This is a genomic window from Kitasatospora sp. NPDC048296, assembly GCF_043201815.1.
Taxonomy (GTDB): Bacteria; Actinomycetota; Actinomycetes; order Streptomycetales; family Streptomycetaceae; genus Kitasatospora.
This window is the reverse complement of the sequence record NZ_JBICZB010000196.1, coordinates 1-1,880: the sequence shown is the minus strand read 5'-3', so window position 1 is coordinate 1,880 and position 1,880 is coordinate 1. Positions and strand designations below refer to the sequence as shown.

The following is a 1,880-nucleotide window of genomic DNA, read 5'->3' as shown; positions in this document are numbered from 1 at the left end:
GCTCTCTCCCGCGGCCTCGCCGAGGCGATGGGCGGCAGCCTGGAGGTCGAGGACACCCCCGGCGGCGGCACCACCATGCTGCTCACCCTGCCCGCGGCACAGGAGACGCGGATCGAGGAACCGAGCATCGCAACGCCGAAGAGGAGCTCGGACCGGTGAGCCATATTCTCGTCGTCGACGACGAACCGGCGCTGTTGCGCACCCTGCGGATCAACCTCCAGGCCCGGCACTACTCGGTGCTCACCGCTACCACCGGCCAGGAAGCCCTGGACTTGGCGGGCCAAGTGCCACCCGACGCCATCGTCCTGGACCTCGGCCTGCCGGACTTCGACGGTGTGGACGTGATCCACGGCATCCGCTCCACACTGGCCGTGCCGGTCATCGTGCTGACCGGCCGGGCTGAGATCGAGGAGAAGCTCCGGGCGTTCGACGCGGGAGCGGACGACTACGTGACCAAGCCGTTCGTCATCGACGAACTCCTCGCCCGGCTACGGGCCGTTCTGCGTCGGCCACTGGGCGGCGTTCCGTCGGCGCCCGAGCCCTCGGCGCGGATCGGGCCGTACGAGGTCGATCTCGGCGCGGGCACGGTCACCGGTCCGGACGGCCCGGTCCGACTGACCCCGACGGAGTGGAAGATTCTCGCCCTGCTGATGGCCAGCCCCGGCCGGCTGGTGCCCGGGAAGCAGATCCTGGCCGAAGTCTGGGGCCCGGAGGCGGAGGGCAACGGCAACTACCTGAGGGTCTACTTCTCCAGCATGCGGCGAAAGCTCGAACCGGACCCGGGACGTCCGCGCCACCTGATCACGGAACCCGGGATCGGTTACCGGTTCCAGCCCTGACCCGGGTGCATCCGGGATGCGGCCGGAGCTGCGCCAATGCCTCGTCAAGATGATCCCCGTCGGCGTCAAGGACGCGTCAGAGCGGGCGGGACGGGTGTTCGACAGCACCTAGCTTGATCTGCGAGGAAACGATTCGCCGCCCGGGCGTGGGGCCTGACGGTGAACCGTTTGCCGAACCCCGACCCCCGGCGGGTTCCTCCGGGGAAGGTTCGGCGGCCAGTGAAAAACAGGGGGAGGGGGCGCGCGGCGATGCCAACGGGAACGTCGGGCGGTACGGCTGTCGTGGGGAAAACGGTCGCGTCGGAGACGGCGCGACAGGAGACAACCGCACCGCTCCCCGGGCCACGCGCCCCCCAACACTGGCTCGGCCGCTCCTGGCGCAGCCGAGCCTGGTGGAACACCCCGCGGATCGTCCGCGGGCTCACCGGGCTCTGCCTGGCGGCGCTGCTCGCCGCAGGCGCGGCGACCGGCACCGTCCTGGGTGGGGCCCGGGACGGCACGGACGTGATCGGCCACCAGGCCGCCCCGCAGGTGGTGCGTTCGGCCGACCTCTACTTCGCGCTCAACGACATGGACGCCCAGGCCGCGAACCTGCTGTTGTTCGGCGCCGACCCGGACTACGCCGCGCTGCGCAAACAGACCCTGGACACATACGAGCAGCGCCGCACCCAGGCCGACAACGACCTGCAGCGTGTCGCGGAGGCGGTAGCCGGTGATGCCGCCGGGCAGCGGGCCGTGCAGACCGTCATCGGTGAACTCGGCCAGTACGAGGCCCAGGTGGCCCGTGCCCAGTTGCTGGAGGAGCAGGCCCACGCTCAGGCCGGCCGGCCCTCGGCGGACGCCCTCGCGGCCTACCGGCAGGCCACCGACCTGCTGCGCCAGCGGCTGCTGCCGGCCGTCGACGAGGTGACCAAGGCCAACGCGTCTGTCGTCGAACACAGCTACAGTGGAGTTGCCCCGGTCTGACAGACACCGGTGGGCTTGCGAGCTACGCGACTGCGTAGAGCACTCTATGTGGTGGCTTCGCGGTGTGACGACGTT

General features: G+C 70.6%; 2 protein-coding genes. Both read left to right on the top strand.

Features of this window, described 5'->3' with window-relative positions; all coding sequences use genetic code 11:
- Positions 1-155 precede the first annotated feature (155 nt).
- On the top strand, positions 156-839 hold the full coding sequence (locus ACGF12_RS38430; RefSeq protein ID WP_393041259.1) for a response regulator: 684 nt from the start codon (positions 156-158) through the stop codon (positions 837-839).
- Between the two features lie 282 nt (positions 840-1,121).
- Entirely contained in the window at positions 1,122-1,805 is a 684-nt protein-coding gene (locus tag ACGF12_RS38425) for a hypothetical protein (protein ID WP_393041257.1), read from the top strand.
- Positions 1,806-1,880: the final 75 nt, after the last annotated feature.